The 15,710-nt window shown below is 75.6% G+C and carries 15 protein-coding genes; 4 read left to right on the top strand and 11 right to left on the bottom strand.

Features of this window, described 5'->3' with window-relative positions:
* Positions 1-193: 193 nt before the first annotated feature.
* Together ABD140_RS16430 and ABD140_RS16425 are read left to right on the top strand one after the other, a co-directional pair.
* Positions 194-784 carry a TetR/AcrR family transcriptional regulator gene (locus ABD140_RS16430; protein WP_344241660.1) on the top strand — a complete coding sequence of 197 codons (591 nt, stop codon included), beginning with the start codon at positions 194-196 and terminating at the stop codon, positions 782-784.
* A gap of 51 nt (positions 785-835) precedes the next feature.
* Positions 836-1,552: a maleylpyruvate isomerase family mycothiol-dependent enzyme gene (locus ABD140_RS16425; RefSeq protein WP_344241658.1), complete on the top strand. Its 717-nt coding sequence runs from the start codon at positions 836-838 to the stop codon at positions 1,550-1,552.
* Here ABD140_RS16425 and ABD140_RS16420 read toward each other — a convergent pair.
* A complete protein-coding gene (locus ABD140_RS16420) occupies positions 1,549-2,826 on the bottom strand; it encodes a phosphoribosyltransferase family protein (protein WP_344241656.1) in 1,278 nt (425 codons plus the stop codon). The two genes, ABD140_RS16425 and ABD140_RS16420, sit on opposite strands and share 4 nt — an antisense overlap.
* 4 nt (positions 2,827-2,830) lie before the next feature.
* Complete coding sequence (locus ABD140_RS16415) at positions 2,831-3,601, bottom strand: ribosome hibernation promotion factor (RefSeq protein ID WP_344241654.1); 771 nt, start codon at positions 3,599-3,601, stop codon at positions 2,831-2,833.
* A 229-nt stretch (positions 3,602-3,830) separates the two neighbouring features.
* On the opposite strand from ABD140_RS16415, the gene ABD140_RS16410 reads away from it, so the two are divergent.
* Positions 3,831-4,694 (top strand): glycosyltransferase family 2 protein, encoded by an 864-nt coding sequence (locus ABD140_RS16410; RefSeq protein ID WP_344241653.1) that lies wholly within the window; start codon positions 3,831-3,833, stop codon positions 4,692-4,694.
* A 43-nt stretch (positions 4,695-4,737) separates the two neighbouring features.
* On the opposite strand, the gene ABD140_RS16405 is transcribed toward ABD140_RS16410, so the two are convergent.
* Positions 4,738-5,901, bottom strand: coding sequence for an NADH:flavin oxidoreductase (locus tag ABD140_RS16405; protein WP_344241651.1), 1,164 nt, complete (start codon positions 5,899-5,901; stop codon positions 4,738-4,740).
* Positions 5,902-5,997: 96 nt separating this feature from the next.
* Here ABD140_RS16405 and ABD140_RS16400 point away from each other — a divergent pair, with 96 nt between their 5' ends.
* Positions 5,998-6,606, top strand: coding sequence for a TetR/AcrR family transcriptional regulator (locus ABD140_RS16400; protein WP_344241649.1), 609 nt, complete (start codon positions 5,998-6,000; stop codon positions 6,604-6,606).
* A gap of 10 nt (positions 6,607-6,616) precedes the next feature.
* Here ABD140_RS16400 and ABD140_RS16395 read toward each other — a convergent pair whose 3' ends face one another.
* Genes ABD140_RS16395 through ABD140_RS16360 form a run of 8 tightly spaced genes read right to left on the bottom strand, consistent with a single transcriptional unit; the run spans position 6,617 to position 15,573 of the window.
* Positions 6,617-7,552, bottom strand: coding sequence for a glycosyltransferase family 9 protein (locus tag ABD140_RS16395; RefSeq protein WP_344241647.1), 936 nt, complete (start codon positions 7,550-7,552; stop codon positions 6,617-6,619).
* The gene (locus ABD140_RS16390) at positions 7,549-8,499 is read right to left on the bottom strand and encodes a glycosyltransferase (RefSeq protein WP_344241645.1); all 951 of its coding nucleotides are present in this window, start codon (positions 8,497-8,499) and stop codon (positions 7,549-7,551) included. The genes ABD140_RS16395 and ABD140_RS16390 overlap by 4 nt, the downstream gene beginning before the upstream one ends.
* Positions 8,496-9,515 carry a glycosyltransferase family 9 protein gene (locus ABD140_RS16385; protein WP_344241643.1) on the bottom strand — a complete coding sequence of 340 codons (1,020 nt, stop codon included), beginning with the start codon at positions 9,513-9,515 and terminating at the stop codon, positions 8,496-8,498. The genes ABD140_RS16390 and ABD140_RS16385 overlap by 4 nt, the downstream gene beginning before the upstream one ends.
* Positions 9,512-11,017: an HAD-IIIA family hydrolase gene (locus tag ABD140_RS16380; RefSeq protein WP_344241641.1), complete on the bottom strand. Its 1,506-nt coding sequence runs from the start codon at positions 11,015-11,017 to the stop codon at positions 9,512-9,514. The genes ABD140_RS16385 and ABD140_RS16380 overlap by 4 nt, the downstream gene beginning before the upstream one ends.
* On the bottom strand, positions 11,014-12,639 hold the full coding sequence (locus ABD140_RS16375; protein ID WP_344241639.1) for a carbamoyltransferase family protein: 1,626 nt from the start codon (positions 12,637-12,639) through the stop codon (positions 11,014-11,016). Before ABD140_RS16375 ends, ABD140_RS16380 begins: the two co-directional genes overlap by 4 nt.
* 14 nt (positions 12,640-12,653) lie before the next feature.
* Positions 12,654-13,604 carry a UDP-glucuronic acid decarboxylase family protein gene (locus ABD140_RS16370; protein ID WP_344241637.1) on the bottom strand — a complete coding sequence of 317 codons (951 nt, stop codon included), beginning with the start codon at positions 13,602-13,604 and terminating at the stop codon, positions 12,654-12,656.
* Positions 13,601-14,995 (bottom strand): D-glycero-beta-D-manno-heptose 1-phosphate adenylyltransferase, encoded by a 1,395-nt coding sequence (gene rfaE2 / locus ABD140_RS16365; RefSeq protein WP_344241635.1) that lies wholly within the window; start codon positions 14,993-14,995, stop codon positions 13,601-13,603. Before rfaE2 ends, ABD140_RS16370 begins: the two co-directional genes overlap by 4 nt.
* Positions 14,992-15,573, bottom strand: a complete 582-nt coding sequence (locus tag ABD140_RS16360) for a D-sedoheptulose-7-phosphate isomerase (RefSeq protein ID WP_425544124.1) — start codon at positions 15,571-15,573, stop codon at positions 14,992-14,994. Before ABD140_RS16360 ends, rfaE2 begins: the two co-directional genes overlap by 4 nt.
* Positions 15,574-15,710: the final 137 nt, after the last annotated feature.

Here is a 15,710-nt window from a genome sequence, read left to right as displayed (position 1 = left end):
TTGGTCGGATGATTCGGGTGCACCAAAACCGGCGTGGTGGCACCAGCGATAACGGGTTAGGTGAGCCTAACCTACTCCCCCGCGCCCTGGCGATCTGTCCCGTATGGGGGCTATGCGCCGATCGGTGGACGCGCCGGCCCGTCCGCGCGCGGGGGCGGGCGTAGGGTGGCGCCGACGCGAGGAGGGAGGACCGGTGCCCAAGCTGGTCGATCACGCGGTGCGGCGGCGGCAGATCGCCGAGGCGCTGCTGTCGGTGGCGAGCGCGCGGGGGCTGCACGCGGCCACGATGCGGGAGGTGGCGGCCGAGGCGGGGGTGTCGCTGCGGCTGGTGCAGTACTACTTCCACAGCAAGGACGAGCTGCTGGCGGGAGCGCTGGAGCACCTGGCGGCGCGCCTGGGCGAGCGGGTGCGCGCCCGCACCGCGGGGGTGGAGGACGTGCGGGGGCTGCTGCTGGGCGCGCTGTCGGCGGTGCTGCCCGACGACGAGGAGGGGCGGCGCGTGATCCTCACCTATCACGCCTACTACGCCTACGAGCTCTCGCGGGGCGCTCCCCCGCCGCAGGGGGCGGTGGACTCCGCGGCGCTGGAGGGGCTACTGGCGGGGTACGTGGAGCGGGCCGGGCGGGAGGGCCGCACGGCGGCGGGGCTGGACGCGCAGATGGTGGCCGCGGAGCTGCTGGCGGTCGCCAACGGGCTGGGCATCAGCGTGCTGACCGGACGGCGGGACGGAGAGGCCGCGCTGCGGGTGCTGCGGGGGTGCGTGGATCGCCTCGTGACTTCGTGATACATAGGTACCATAAAGATTTGGTACACAGGTATCATCAACGGAGGGCGCATGGACACCTGCCTCGACCTGAAGGACCAGACCGCGGCCCTGGCCGACCTGCTGGAGCGCGCCGACCCGGCGCTGCCCGTCCCCACCTGCCCCGAGTGGACGCTGGCCGACCTGGCCGCCCACGTGGGCCACGGGCAGCGGTGGGCCGCCGAGCTCGTGCGCACCGGCACTCCCCCGCCCCCGCCCGAGGGCGACGTGCCCGCCGAACCCGGCCCGTGGCTGCGCCAGAGCGCCCGGCTGGTGGCCGAGGCGGTCGGCGAGGACCCCGACGCCGTGGTGTGGACGTTCCTGGGGCCGCGGCCCGCCCGCTTCTGGAGCAGGCGCATGCGCAACGACGTGCTGGTGCACCGCGCGGACGCCGCCCTGGCGGCGGGCGAGGAGTTCACCGCCCCGGCAAAGGCCGCGGCCGACGCGCTGAGCGAGGGCCTGGACCTGATCACCGCCTCGGTCAACGGCGGCATGTCCCCCGCCCTGGCCGAACTGCGCGGCCGCGGCGTGCTGAAGTTCGCCGCCGACGACGTCCCGGCCGTCTGGACGGTGCGGCGCACGCCCGAGTCCCTCTCCTGGAGCGCCCAGGACGCGCCCGCCGACGTCACCGTCCGCGGCGGCGCGCTGGACCTGCTGCTGGTCTTCAGCCGCCGCGCCTCACCCGGGCGCGTGCGGGTGGCGGGCGATGAGGCGCTGCTGGGCCACTGGCTGGAGCACAGCGCCTTCTAGCGCAGGTGCTCGGTGAACCAGGCCGAGGCCAGGTCGCCGACCTCCTCCAGGGCGCCCGGCTCCTCGAACAGGTGGGTGGCGCCGGGGACGACGGCCAGGTGCTTGGGGCAGCGCAGGCGGGCCAGCGCCTGCTCGTTGAGGTCCAGGACGGGCAGGTCGGCGCCGCCCACGATGAGCAGGGTGGGCGCCTGGACCTGCGGCAGGAGCGCCATGGCCAGGTCGGGGCGGCCGCCCCGGGAGACCACGGCGCGCACCGGCGAGCCGGGTTCGGCCGCGGCCGCCAGGGCCGCCGCGGCGCCGGTGCTGGCGCCGAAGTAGCCCACGGGCAGGCCGCGGGCGTCGGGTTCGGCCAGGAGCCAGCCGGTGGTGTCGGCCAGGCGTTCGGCCAGCAGCGGGATGTCGAACACGTGGCCGCGGTCGTGCTCCTCGCGGCGGGTGAGCAGGTCGAACAGCAAGGTGCCCAGGCCCGCGCCGTTCAGGGCCCGCGCGACCTGGTGGTTGCGCGGGCTGTGGCGGCTGCTGCCGCTGCCGTGGGCGAACAGCACGATGCCCTCGGGGCGGGGCGGCAGCACCAGGTGCCCGGACAGCTCCACCGGCCCGGCGGAGATGGCCACCTCCCGGTCCACCACGGGCGCGGCCGGCTCGCGCGCCTGCTTGAGCAGGGTGATGACCTCGTCGTCGGTGGTCTGGTCGAAGTCGTCGTAGAACTGGCCGACGGCGTAGAAGTCGTGCGGGGTGTGCGGGCAGACGACCTCGTCGGCGACCTCGCGCAGGCTCCGCGCGGCCTCGGGCGAGGCGACGGGGACGGCCAGGGTGATGTGTCCGGCGTGGCGGGCGCGGGCCACCAGGCAGGCGGCGCGGGCGGTGGAGCCGGTGGCCGCGCCGTCGTCGACGATGACGACGTCGCGGCCGCGCAGGTCCACCGGCGGGCGGCCGCCGCGGAAGCGGGCGGCGCGCTCGTCCAGGACGGCCTGCTCGTACTCCTCCTCCCGGCTCAGCTGGATGTCGCTGACGCGGCCGCCGCGCAGGACCTCGGGGTTGAGGACGCGCACGCCGCCCTCGCCGATGGCGCCCATGGCCAGCTCCGAGTGGCCGGGGGTGCCGAGCTTGCGGACCACGATGACGTCCATCGGGGCGCGCAGCGTCTGGGCGACCTCGAAGGCGACGGGGACGCCGCCGCGCGGCAGGCCCAGGATGAGGGGGTCGCGGGCGCGCAGGTGGTCCAGGTGGTGGGCCAGGCGCCGACCCGCGTCCCTGCGGTCGGTGTAGGTCATGGTGTCATCCGGCGGGTGTGATGAGGCCGTAGTGGCCGTCGTAGCGGTGGTAGAGGACGTTGCCGCGGCCGGTCTCGGCGTCGGCGAAGAACGTGAAGGGCAGGCCGGTGGCCTCCAGGCGTTCGATGGCCTCGCGGACGGTGATGCGGGGCGCGGGGTGGGGGCTGACGGTCAGGTCGATCGCCGTGCTCTCGCGGCGGGGCTTGGGGTCGGTCTGGGCCATGCGGTAGGCGTCGGCGTGGCGGTAAAGCACGCTGTCCTGGCCGGTGGCGACGTCGGTGAACAGGTGGAAGTCGTAGTCCAGGGCCTCCATGTCGAAGGCGGCCTCGTCGGGGGTGGCCGAGGGCAGTTCGTAGGACTTGTGGCGGATGACCTGGCGGTCCTCCATGGGGCGGGGGTAGTAGGCGGGCCGCTGGGTGGGCTCGGCGTTGTGGCGCCATTCGCGGGGGCGGGGCTGGCCGCCGCGCACGGCCTCCCAGTGGCGGGCGACGCGGCGCAGGCGTTCGGCCATGCGGTCTTCGAGGATGTCGACGGCCTCGCTCATGGTGGAGGCGGCGGTCTGGACGCGGATGATGCGGCCGTTGACGTCGAGGTTGGCCTGGGCGAGGGCGGGGCGTTCGGGGTCGGGGCCCATCGTGAGGCGGACGCGGGCGGCCAGGACGGGTTCGGGGGCGCGGCCGCTGAGCTTCTCGATCTTCTCCTTGGCCCGGTCCAGCAGTTCCTGCGGGACGTTTCCGCCGGCCTGGGTCTTCACCTGCGGGATGGTGCGGGTCATGGGCGTGCTCTCCCTCTGCCGGCGCGGCTCCGCTTTTTCCGGCGGGGTCGCGCGTGTGGGCTTTTCTCCCACGGTGGCGCAGGGTGCGGGCAGGTGACAGGGGGCCAAGGTCCCCGGGTTGTCGGTTTTCGGAAAGGTCGGTGGGACTTTCGGCAATTCCCGGCTAATAAACACCCATGGGGATGTATGGGTATTTTCGCGAGATTTCTAGAGGGGTACGGAGCCGTATGTGACAGCGGACCCGACGACGATCGTGATCGCCACCCGCGACCGGCGCCGGGAACTGGCCAGGACCCTGGAACACCTCCTGGCCCTGCCCGAACGGCCCCGCGTGACGGTCGTGGACAACGGCTCCCGCGACGGCACCGCCGACCTCGTCGCCCGCCGCTTCCCCGGCGTGGACCTCATCCGCCTGGGCCGCAACCACGGCTCGGCCGCCCGCAACCTGGGCGTGCGCGCCGCCCGCACCCCCTACGTGGCCTTCAGCGACGACGACTCCTGGTGGGAGCCCGGCGCCCTGCGCCGCGCCGCGGACCTCCTGGACGCCCACCCCCGCCTGGCCCTGATCTCCGCCGCCACCCTCGTGGGCCCCGGCCGCGACCCCGACCCCCTCAACGCCGTGCTGGCCGGCTCCCCCCTGCCCGCCCGCCCCGAACTGCCCGGCACGCCCGTCCTGGGGTTCCTGGCGTGCGCCTCCATCGTGCGGCGCGAGGCGTTCTTGCAGGCCAGGGGCTTTCACCCGCTGCTGTTCTTCGCCGGGGAGGAGACCCTGCTGGCCCTGGACCTGAGGACCCACGGCTGGGAGCTGTGCCACGTGCCGTCCGTGCGGGCCCTGCACCACCCCTCCACGAGCCGGCCCTCCCGGGGCCGGCTCGCCCTGGAGCAGCGCAACGCCCTGCTGACCGCCTGGCTGCGCCGCCCCCTGCGCACCGCCGCACGCGGCACCGCCCGCCTGGCCGCCGCCGCCCTGCACGACCCCGAGGCCCGCACCGCCCTGGCCGGACTGCTGCGCCGCCTGCCCGCCGCCCTGCGCGAACGCCGCCCCCTGCCCGCGCACCTGGAGGACCAGGCACGGCTGCTGGAGAACCGGTGAGCGCGCCCGGCGCCGCCACCAGCCGCACCTGCGCGAACGGCGCTCAGGCCAGGACGCAGCGGGTCTTGGTGAAGATGGTCGGCATGCACTGGTTGCAGTGGGTGCACAGGGACGGGGTGGCCGGGTCCTTCTGCAGCCGGTTCAGCAGGTCGGGCTCGCGCAGCAGGGCGCGGGCCATCGCCACGAACTCGAAGCCCTCGGCCATCGCCTTGTCCATGGTGGCGCGGCCGGTGATGCCGCCCAGCAGGACCAGCGGCAGGCTCAACTCCTTGCGGAAGAGGCGGGCGGTCTCCAGCAGGAACGCCTCCTGGTAGGGGTAGGCGTGCAGGAACTTCTTGCCGCCCAGCTTGATGCCCGCCCGCAGCGGCTGGGAGAACACCTCGGCGAACTCCTTGACGGGGGCGTCGCCGCGGAAGAGGTACATGGGGTTGAGCAGGGAGCTGCCCGCCGTCAGCTCCAGGGCATCCAGGCTTCCGTCGCGCTCCAGCCAGGAGGCCACCTGCACGCTCTCCTTGGGGCGCAGGCCGCCGCCGACGCCGTCGTCCATGTTGAGCTTGGCCAGGATCGCGATCCGGTCGCCGACGGCCTCGCGCACGGCGCGGGCGGCGCCGAGCGCGACCTTGGCCCGGTTGGCCAGGGAGCCGCCGTACTCGTCCTTGCGGCGGTTGAGGCGGGGACTGAGGAAGGAGCTGGCGAAGTAGTTGTGGCCCATGTGGATCTCCACGGCGTCGAAGCCCGCCTCGACCGCCAGGAGCGCGGCGTCGGCGTGCGCCCGGGTGATGCGCTCGATGTCGGCATGGGTGGCTGGGCGGATCTTCTGCATCGACATGGGGTTGAAGAACGCCGAGGCGGCCAGCCCGTGCACCCCGTTGGACCTGCCGTTGGCGACCGGCCCGGCGTGGCCGATCTGCGCGGAGACCGCCGCGCCCTCGGCGTGCACGGCCTCGGTCAGGCGGCGCAGGCCCGGCAGCGCCTCGGGCCGCATGAGGATCTGGTCGAACTCGGTGCGGCCCTCGGGCGCCACCGCGCAGTAGGCCACCGTGGTCATGCCCACGCCGCCGGCGGCGTGCGCGCGGTGGAACTCGATCAGCTCGTCGCCGACCAGCGCGCCCGGGGCCATGTGCTCGAAGGTGGCGGACTTGATGACGCGGTTGCGCAGGGTCAGGGGGCCCAGCCGGGCGGGGGCGAAGACGTCGGGGACGGACACGGGTTCCTCCGGTGGGGGGTGAGGGGTTTCCGCTCGGATTCCGACACCGATTCAATCACTGATTGGACGGTGGTTGAAGCCACTAGAATCATCGGCATGGCCGGCGATGAAACCTCCACCCGCGACCGCCTGCTGTCGGCCGCCGAGCGCCTCTTCCTGCTCAAGAACCCCGACCAGGTCTCGGTGCGGGCCATCAACGCCGAGGCCGGGCTCAACCCCGGCGCGGTCCACTACCACTTCGGCTCCCGCGACGGCCTGGTGGCCGCACTGCTGGAACGCGAGCTGCTGCCGCTGTGGGCCGAACGGCTGGAGGGCCTGGCCCACAGCGCCTCCACCCCCCGCGAGCAGCGCTTCGAGGTCGGCGAGCTGGTCGCCGCGATCGTCCAGCCCTTCGAGGAGCTCGCCCGCACCGAGAAGGGCCGCATGCTCTGCCACCTGCTGGCCCGCTCGGTCCTGCCCACCGGCCACATCCCCGCGCCCTCGCCGTGGTTCAGCTCCGCGCCGTTCGAGGTCATGCTCGGCCGCGCCCTGCCGCACCTGTCCCCCCGCGAGATCTCCCAGCGCTGGTGGCTGGCCTTCACTCTGCTGCTGGAGATCTACGGCCGCGCCCTGTCGCCCAGCCCCGCCGCCGAGGCGGCCCTGCCCGACACCGCCACCGTCGTGGCGTTCCTCACCGCCGGGCTGACCGCAGCCCCCACCGGCTGAACCGGGGGGCTCACCCCACCGGGGCGCCGATCAGGGCGGCCTCCACCACCTCCGGCACCCCGATGGCCAGCAGCCGCGCGTCGGGACGCCTGCCGTGGGCATCCCCCGGACGGCCGTCCCGCCCATGCCAGATCACCTGGTGGCGTTCGCGGGCGGGCGGCCCCCACAGGCGCGGGGAGACCGGACCGTACAGCGTCACCGACGGGCGGGCGTAGGCGAAGGCCAGATGCGCCACCCCGGTGTCGCCGCTGACGACCAGGCGGGCGCCGGCCACCAGCGCCGCCAGCATCGACAGGTCCAGGCGCCCGGCCAGCACCCGGCTCCGGGGCAGGCCCGCCAGCCGCGCGACCCGCTCGGCCAGCGCGCGCTCACCGGCGCCGCCGGTGACCACCACCCGGTGCCCGGCGTCCTCCAGCGCCCCGATGACCGCGGCGAACCGCTCGGGAGGCCAGCGGCGCGCGGCGTGGGCCGCACCCGGATGGACCACGGTCGCCCCCGGCGCAGGAGAGGGCACCGCGGGCGGGGCCAGCAGCAGATCCGAAGGGTCGGCGGGCAGGCAGTGCCAGCGCAGCAGCCGGCACCAGCGGGCCGTCTCGTGCTCCTCCTCCCGCCACCACGGGCCCGCCACGTCCGGCGCCGCCGGGGACCCGTACATCCACTGGCCGCGCGCGCCGGTGCCGGCGATGAGGCGGTGGCTGGCCGGGCCGTTGCCGTGCAGGTCCACCGCCAGGCGCGGCGGCGGCCCCTGCCAGGGGATCGGCTGCAGCTCCCCGGTGGGCAGGATCCGGTCGATCGCGCCGGGCAGCGCCGCCAGCGGCGCCAGCGCCCCCGGCGCCGCCAGCACGATCTCCCGGCCCGGGTGGGCGGCCGCCAGCGCCCGGTAGGCCGGCACGCCCGTCAGGAAGTCCCCCAGGCCCAGGGCGCGCAGGATCAGGACGGCGCTCATCGTGCCACGGCCTCGCGCAGCACCAGGTCCCACTCGGCCAGGAAGCGCCCCAGCCCGTAGCGGTCCAGCGCCGCCTCCCGCGCCGCCTTGCCCAGCGCCGCCGCCTCGTCGGGATCGCACACCAGGCGGCGCACCGCCTGGGCGAGGGTGTCGGGCCGGGTGGAGATGATCCCGGCGCCGGGCGGAACCGCCTCCACGACCTCGGTGGCCGCCAGCGCCACCACCGGCATCCCCAGGTACATCGCCTCGACCAGCGACAGGCCCAGCGACGTCCACCGGAAGGGGTGCAGGTACAGGCGCCGCCGGGCCAGCAGCTCGTGCATCTGCGTCTGGGGCAGGTCCTCGAAGGTGTGGGCCTCGGGCAGGCCCAGCGTCTGGGGCAGGTCGGTGACCTTCATCCCGAACACGTCCACCGGCACCCCGCCGCTGAGCTCGGCCAGCAGGTCGGTACCGGTGTAGCGGCCGCGCCGCAGCGGCTCGTTGACCACCACCCCCGCGCGCGGCAGCTCCCCGCTCCACAGCGGCCCGGGGTCCAGGACGGCGTGCTCGATGACGCGCCGCTCGGTGGAGCCGCTGTCCCAGAACAGGTCGTTGAAGTGCGTGACGTGCACCAGCAGCACGTCCTTGCGGTCGGCCGCGGGATGGCGGGACAGCGGCACCTCGCCCCACGGCGCGTCGTGCTCCAGGTACACCAGCGGGACGTCGCGGCCCAGGAAGCGGCGCAGCAGCTCCTCCTCGTGCGGGCGCTGCAGCACGGCCACGTCCACCTCGTGGTCGGCCAGGCGCCCCAGCGGCACCTCCACCGCGCTCTCGGGCCACTGCCAGGTGCGGGCGCGGCCCCGGCCGTCGGGACCGCGGTCGGGGGTGACCGGCAGCAGGTAGGTGTGGCAGCCCTGCAGGAAGGCCGTGGTCCACGAGCCGTGCACATGCCAGATGAGAACGTTCATCTCCCCGTCTCCTCCACCAGCGTCTCGGCGGCGTCGGCCGCGTCCTGGTCGCTCACCCCGTTCAGGCACGGATGCCCGGGCACCGGGCAGTCCACGGCCCGGCTGGCGCGGCACGGCGCGTCCTGGTCGCCCAGCAGGGCGTGCGGCACCCGCCAGGGCCGCCAGCGCGCCGCCGGGACGACGGGCGCGAACAGCGACACGATCGGCGTGCCCACGGCCGCGGCCAGGTGGGCGGGCCCGGTGTTGGCCGCCAGCACGACGCGGGCGCGCGCCAGGACCCCGGCCAGCTCGTGCAGGCCGGTGCGCCCGCCCAGGTCCGTCCCGTGCGCGCCGGCCACATGGGCGGTCAGCTCCTTCTCGTCCGGCGCGCCCGTCACCACCACGCGATGGCCGCGGCGCACCAGCTCCTTGACGGCGTCGACCCACCGCTCCCGCGGCCAGCGCCGCGCGTCCGCCGTGGCGCCCGGATGCACCGCGATGTAGGGCTCCTGGCCGGTCAGGTGGGCGGTGGGCGGCAGCGGGGCGCGCACCGCCAGAGCCCCGTCGTCGCCCGGCGGGAGGGCGAACCCGGCGGCGCGCGCCAGGGACAGGCCGCGTTCGGCCTCGTGCACGTCCTCTTCCAGGCGGTGGCGCACGTCCAGGAGGCTGCCGGGATAGTCGGTGCTGATCGCGCTGATGCGCCCGATGCCAGCCATGCGCAGCAGCAGCGCCATCGGCAGCGGCGACTGGTGGAAGGACGTCAGGATCAGCGCCTCGGCGAAGGACCGCGCGGCGATCTCCTCCACCATCCGGTGGACCTCGCCCGCCTCCACCGGCGGCGGTTCGCGCACCACCCACGGGCACCGCCACACCAGCACCTGCGACACCCCCGGCAGCAGCCGCGCGGCCTGCTCGCCCTGCGGGCCCGCCAGTACCGCCACCCGCTCGTGGCCGGTGCGCACCGCCCGGACGCAGGGGCCGGCCAGCAGGACGTCGCCGGCCCCGTCCAGGCGCACCACCAGCGCGCCGCCGCTCACCGCCACAGCCTGCCCCCCGAGGCCTCGCCGAGCGCGTAGCGCACCGCCGTCATCAGGTCCGGCGCGCACCGCGCGCCCCGCAGCTCCTGGCGGCGGGTCTGGGCGGTGGGCACCAGCACCGAGCGGGCCCCGGCCTCCCGCGCGGCCTGGACGTCCGAGCCGATGTCGCCGACGACCACGCACTCGGCCGGGCTCACGCCCAGCTCGGCCGCGGCCTGCACGACCAGCCCCGGCGCGGGCTTGCGGCACGCGCAGCCCTCCTGGGGGCCGTGCGGACAGGTCTTCCACACCTCGAAGGGCCCCAGCAGCTCCTGCACCCGCCGGTTGACCGCCGCCATGTCCGACGCCGAGAAGCGCCCGGCCGCCAGCCCCGACTGGTTGCTGACCACCCCCAGCCGCAGTCCCCGCTCGCGGGCCAGGTCCAGCGCCTCGCGCACCCCCGGCAGCGGCTCCACCAGGTCGGGGTCGCCGTTGTAGGGGACGTCGTGGACCAGGGTGCCGTCGCGGTCCAGCAGCAGCGCCCTGGCCTGGCCGGGCCAGGGACGGGCGGCGCGCGAGCGGGCCAGGCCGCCGAACCAGTGCCAGGAGGCCGCGGGCGGGATGAGCAGGCTGGTGCCCAGCATCAGCGCCATCTCCCGCACATCGCGCGGGCCCGGCAGGATGCGGGCCGCCGCGAAGTCGCCCACCCCCGCCAGCGCCGCCAGGCCCGCCCAGCCCGCCAGGCGGCGGCGCCCGGCCAGGGCCGCGTCCGCCGCCAGCACGCCGGCCCCGGTGATGGCCAGGTGGCGGGGCCGGCGCCCCACGTGCTCCCCGGCCCGGTGGTGCCAGTCGCGGCCGTGCAGGGCGCGCATCAGCGCGTCGTCGGCGTTGCCGGCCTGGGCGCGCAGGCTCGCCGACGCCCGTGCCGGACGCGCCGGGTGCAGGGTGCCGCGCTCGCCGAGCGCCAGCTCCCACCCGTCGGCCTGCAGGCGCAGCGCCAGGTCGGCGTCCTCGCGGAACGCGCGCGGGAAGCGCTCGTCGAAACCGCCGGACTCCACCAGCGCGGTGCGGCGGTAGGCCATGTCCGCGGTGATCCAGCGGGCGCGGGCCAGGCCCGCGGTCACGCGTTCGCCGTCGGTGGGGGCGCGGCCCTCGGGCGGCGGCACGGTGATGAGGCCCTGCACCCCCGCCACCCGCTCGTCCGCCCGTTTCAGGTCGGCGGCCAGCGCCGCGTACCAGTCCTCCTCCACCACCACGTCGTCGTCCAGGAACACCACCCACGGGGTGCTGGTGCGGCGCCAGCCCAGGTTGCGGGCCGCCGCCGGGCCGCGGCCGCGGCTGGCCGCCACCCGCACCAGGCAGGCCAGCTCACCGGGCACGCGCACCACCGGGCCGCCGCGGGGCCGGTCGTCGACCAGCACGATCTCCTCCGGGCGCGGCCCCCACGCGCGGACCAGGGAGCCCAGGCAGGCGCGCAGGGACGGGCGCACCAGGGTCGGGATGACGATGCTGTAGCCGTTCATCGCCGCACCACGAAGGATCCGAGGGCCAGCAGATCGACGGGAGTGGAGCCGAAGCATTCCAATGCGTCGCGGATATCGTCCACGATGGGCCTTCCTGCGGTGTTGAGACTGGTGTTGACCAGGACGGGCAGGCCGGTGCGCTCCTCGAAGGCCGCCAGCAGGCGCGCCGTCAGCGGATCGTCGTGCGCGTCGACCGTCTGCACGCGTGCGGTGCCGTCCACGTGGACCGCGGCGGGGATGCGGTCCTGCCAGGCGGGCGCGACGTCGTGGACGAACAGCATGTAGGGGCTGGGCAGGGGGCCGCGCTGGAAGATCTCCGCGGCGCGGCCCGCGGCCACCATCGGCGCCACCGGCCGGAACTGCTCGCGGCCCTTGACGTCGTTGAGGCGCTCGAGGTTGGCGCGGTGCCCGGGGTGGGCCAGCAGCGAGCGGTGCCCCAGCGCCCGCGGCCCGAACTCGGCGCGGCCCTGCACCCAGGCAACGATCCCGTTGGCGGCCAGGGCCTCGGCGGCCGCCTCGGCGACGTCCCGCGGCCGCTCGTAGGGCACGCGGGCGCGGCGCAGCGCCTGCTCGATCTCGGTGTCGTCGAAGCCGCGGCCCAGGTCGGCGCCGCGCATCGTCCACCGCTCCCGACCGGTCCGCGCGCCCAGGTGCAGGGCCGCGCCCAGGGAGGTGCCGGCGTCGCCCGCGGCGGGCTGCACCCACACCTGCTCGAACGGGCCGCGGCGGGCCAGCACGGTGTTGGCCACGCAGTTCAGCGCGGTGCCTCCGGCCATGGCCAGCAGCCGCTCACCGGTCTGCTCGTGCAGCAGGCTCGCCTGTTCGAGCAGGACCTCCTCCAGGCGGCGCTGGGCGCTGGCCGCGAGGTCGGCGTGCGCGTCGGTGCAGGGCGCGTCCGGTGCGCGCGGCGGGCACAGCGACGCCCAGTCGATCGGGTCGGTGCGAAAGCCCCCGTCGGGATGGAGGCGCACCGCCTCGCGCAGGGCGTCCAGGTGGCGGGGCTTGCCGTAGGAGGCCAGCGCCATCACCTTGTACTCGTCGCTGGAGCGCAGGAAGCCCAGGTGCTGGGTGAGGTCCTCATAGAACAGGCCCAGGGAGTGCGGCAGCGGCTGGGTGGCCAGCACCCGCAGCTCGCCGTCGCGGTAGTGGCCGGCCAGGTGCGAGCCGTCCTCGCCGCGCCCGTCGTTGACCAGCACCGCGCACGAGCGGGCCGGGGCGGCCAGTCCGGCCGAGGCGGCGTGCGCGACGTGGTGGGGGACGAACACGGCCTTGGCCGGGTCCAGGCCGGGCAGTTCCTCGGACAGCAGCTGCGGCGCCATGCGCGCGTACCGGGTGCGCAGGTCGTCGTAGGGGTCGTCGATCCCCATCTCGCGGGCCGGGCGCACCAGCGCGGGGTCGTAGGAGAAGGCGACGGCGTCCAGGTCGGCCGCGCTCAGGCCGGCGTGTTCCAGGCACCATCGTGCGGCCTGGCCCGGCTGCTCCCAGGCCGAGAAAGGCACCGGCCGCTTGCCGTGCTTGCGGCGGCTGAAGCGTTCCTCCTCGGCCGCGGCGACGGGCCGTCCGTCGATGACGAGCGTCGCCGCGGGGTCGTGGAAGACCGCGTTGATTCCCAGGACTCGCATTCGTGCTCCCTCACTCACACGCGGGCCAGGCGGTCGGCGAACCATGCGATGGTGCGGGCCAGGCCCTCCTCGGGCGCCGTGCGCGGCGCCCACCCCAGCAGGCGGCGGGCCAGGCCCACGTCCGGGCAGCGCACGCTGGGGTCGTCGACGGGGCGCGGGACGAACTGGATCGACGACGGCGAGCCGGCCAGGCCGCGGATGGTGCGGGCCAGGTCCAAGATGGTGGTCTCGCTGCCGTTGCCGATGTTGACCGGGCCCTCGTGCTCGCTGAAGGCCAGGGCGAGCACGCCCTCGACGGTGTCGTCGACGTAGCAGATCGAGCGGGTCTGGGTGCCGTCCCCGGCGACCGTCAGCGGCTCGCCCGCCAGCGCCTGGCGGATGAAGGTGGGGATGGCGCGGCCGTCGTGCGGGCGCATCCGGGGCCCGTAGGTGTTGAAGATGCGCACGATGGCGGTGTCGACGTCGCGGCTGTGGCGGTAGGCGGTGGTCAGCGCCTCGGCGTAGCGTTTGGCCTCGTCGTAGACGCTGCGCGGCCCGACGGGGTTGACGTTGCCCCAGTAGTCCTCGCGCTGGGGGTGGCGCAGCGGGTCGCCGTAGACCTCGCTGGTGGAGGCCAGGACGAACCGCGCGTTCTTCTCCCTGGCCAGGCCCAGGGCGTGCATGGTGCCGATCGCGCCGACCTTCAGCGTCTCCAGCGGCAGCTTCAGGTAGTCCACCGGTGAGGCGGCCGAGGCGAAGTGCAGGACGAGGTCGACGGGTCCGGAGACGTGCACGAAGTCGGTCAGGTCGCATTCCACGACCTGGAAGCCGGGCCGTCCCAGCAGGTGGATGAGGTTGTGCGGGGTGCCGGTGAGGAAGTTGTCCATGCAGATGACCGACACGTCGCGCTCCAGCAGCCGCTCGCACAGGTGCGAGCCCAGGAAGCCCGCTCCGCCGGTGACGACCGCACGGGTGGTGGTGCTCATCGCTCTTCGCCTCCCTCGCTGTGGGCGCGCTGGACCAGGCGGGTGGTGGAGCGGCCCTCCAGGTAGGGCAGCAGCAGCACCTGGCCGCCGTGCCCGCGGACCAGCGACGCCTCGGGCAGCTCCAGCGGGCCGTAGTCGCCGCCCTTGACCCACAGGTCCGGGCGGAGCCGCTCCAGCAGGGCCGTCGGCGTCTCCTCGTCGAAGACCATGACGGCGTCGACGCAGCCCAGCGCCGACAGCACCCTGGCCCGGTCCGCCTGGCCCATGACGGGCCGTCCCGGGCCCTTGAGGGCGCGTACCGAGGCGTCGGAGTTCAGGCACACCACCAGAAGGTCGCCCAGCCGCGCGGCCTGGTGCAGCAGGCTGACGTGGCCGGGGTGCAGCAGGTCGAAGCAGCCTCCGGTCGCCACGACGGTGCCGCCCTGCAGGCGGGTGCGGCGCACCAGGTCCCACGGCTCGGCCTCGGCGGTGTCGCTCCCGCGGGGGGCCGGGCCGCCGGCGACGAACACCGAGGCGTGGTGGACGCCCTGCTCCAGCGCCTCGGTCAGCAGGGCGCCCTCGGCGAGCGCGCCGGTCGCGGCGGCGGACAGGCAGTCACCCGCCCCGCAGGTGTCGGGCCTGCCCGGGACGGGCGGGGCGGGCACCAGGACGGGCGGCTGGTCGCCGGTGCACAGCAGGGCGCCGTGCTCGCCCATCGTCACGCTCACGCCCGTGGCGCGCCAGCGGGCGCGCAGCGCGGCGGCGTCGGTGGCGGCCTGGGCGTAGCCGCCGGAGCGGGCGGTGCGCGCGGTGGCGGCCAGGGTGCGCGCCTCCTCGCGGTTGGGGGTCACCAGGCGCGCCCTGGGCACGGGTTCGGCGCCGCGCGGGTGCGGGTCCCACACCAGCGGCACCTCGCCGGGCAGCTCCTCCAGCAGCGCCCGCAGGACCGGGTGGGCGGCGGTGCCGCGCCCGTAGTCGGAGACCAGGACCGCGCCGGCGCCGCGGACGGCTGCGGCGGCGGCGTCGGGCAGGCCGGTGCGGCCGTGCAGGCGGCCGTCGCCGCGGTCCACCCGCACCAGGGGCCTGCCGTGGGCGATGAGGCGGGTCTTGCGGACGGTGCGGCCGCTCAGCGGCAGGCGCACCACCCGCACGCCCTGCGCCTCCAGCAGTTCCAGCAGCTTCAGCGCGTCCGGGTCGTCGGTGTCGGCCAGCGGGGTGACCAGCACCGTCTCGCGGCTGGTGCGCAGCCGCGCGGCCTGCACCGCGGCCAGTCCCGCGCCGCCGGGGCGGGGGCGTTCGGCGGCGAGGTCGACCACCGGCACCGGCGCGTCCGGCGCCAGGCGCTGGGAGGTGCCCTGCAGGTCGACGTCCAGCAGCGTGTCGCCCACCACGACCAGCGGTCCGGCCCTCATGCCCGCACCACCGTCCGGTGCGCCGGGCGGCGCACCTGCTCGTCGACGACCTCGCACAGCAGGTGCACGATCGCCAGGTGCGCCTCCTGGACGGTGGCGGTCGAGGGCGCGTCCACCACGAGCGCCTCCTCGCAGGCGGCGGCCAGCGGGTTGGGCGCGGGTCCGGTCAGCGCCCAGGTGCGCATCCCGGCGCGGGCGGCGGTGTGGGCGGCGCACACGATGTTGCGGCTGGTGCCGCTGGTGGACAGGGCCAGCAGGACGTCGCCGGGGCGGCCGTGGGCGCGCACCTGGCGGGCGTACAGCTCCTCGGCGCCGTAGTCGTTGACGATCGCGGTGACCGCGGAGGTGTCGGCGTGCAGGGACAGCGCCGAGAACGGGCGGCGCTCGCCCTGGTAGCGGCCGACGAGTTCGGCGGTCAGGTGCTGGGCCTGGGCGGCGCTGCCGCCGTTGCCGCAGGCCAGCAGGCGGCCGCCGTCCTGCAGGGTGGCGGCCAGGAGGCGGCCCCAGCGCAGCAGCAGCGGGCTCTGCCCGCGCACCCGGGCCAGTGCGGTCTCCAGGCGGGTCAGGTGGTCGTCGATCATGAGCTGGCCTCCCCCATCGGCACGGCGGCGCGGTCGGCCACCTTGGCGTGGACGGCTTCGGTCCCCTGGGCGACGCGCTCCCAGGAGTAGAGGGCGCGCACGCGGCGCGCGGCGGCCGCGCCCAGGGCGCGGCG

It is taken from the genome of Actinocorallia libanotica (genome assembly GCF_039525175.1).
Taxonomy (GTDB): Bacteria; Actinomycetota; Actinomycetes; order Streptosporangiales; family Streptosporangiaceae; genus Actinocorallia; species Actinocorallia libanotica.
Note: the sequence above shows the minus strand (reverse complement) of the source record. Positions and strands in the feature narration are given on the sequence as shown.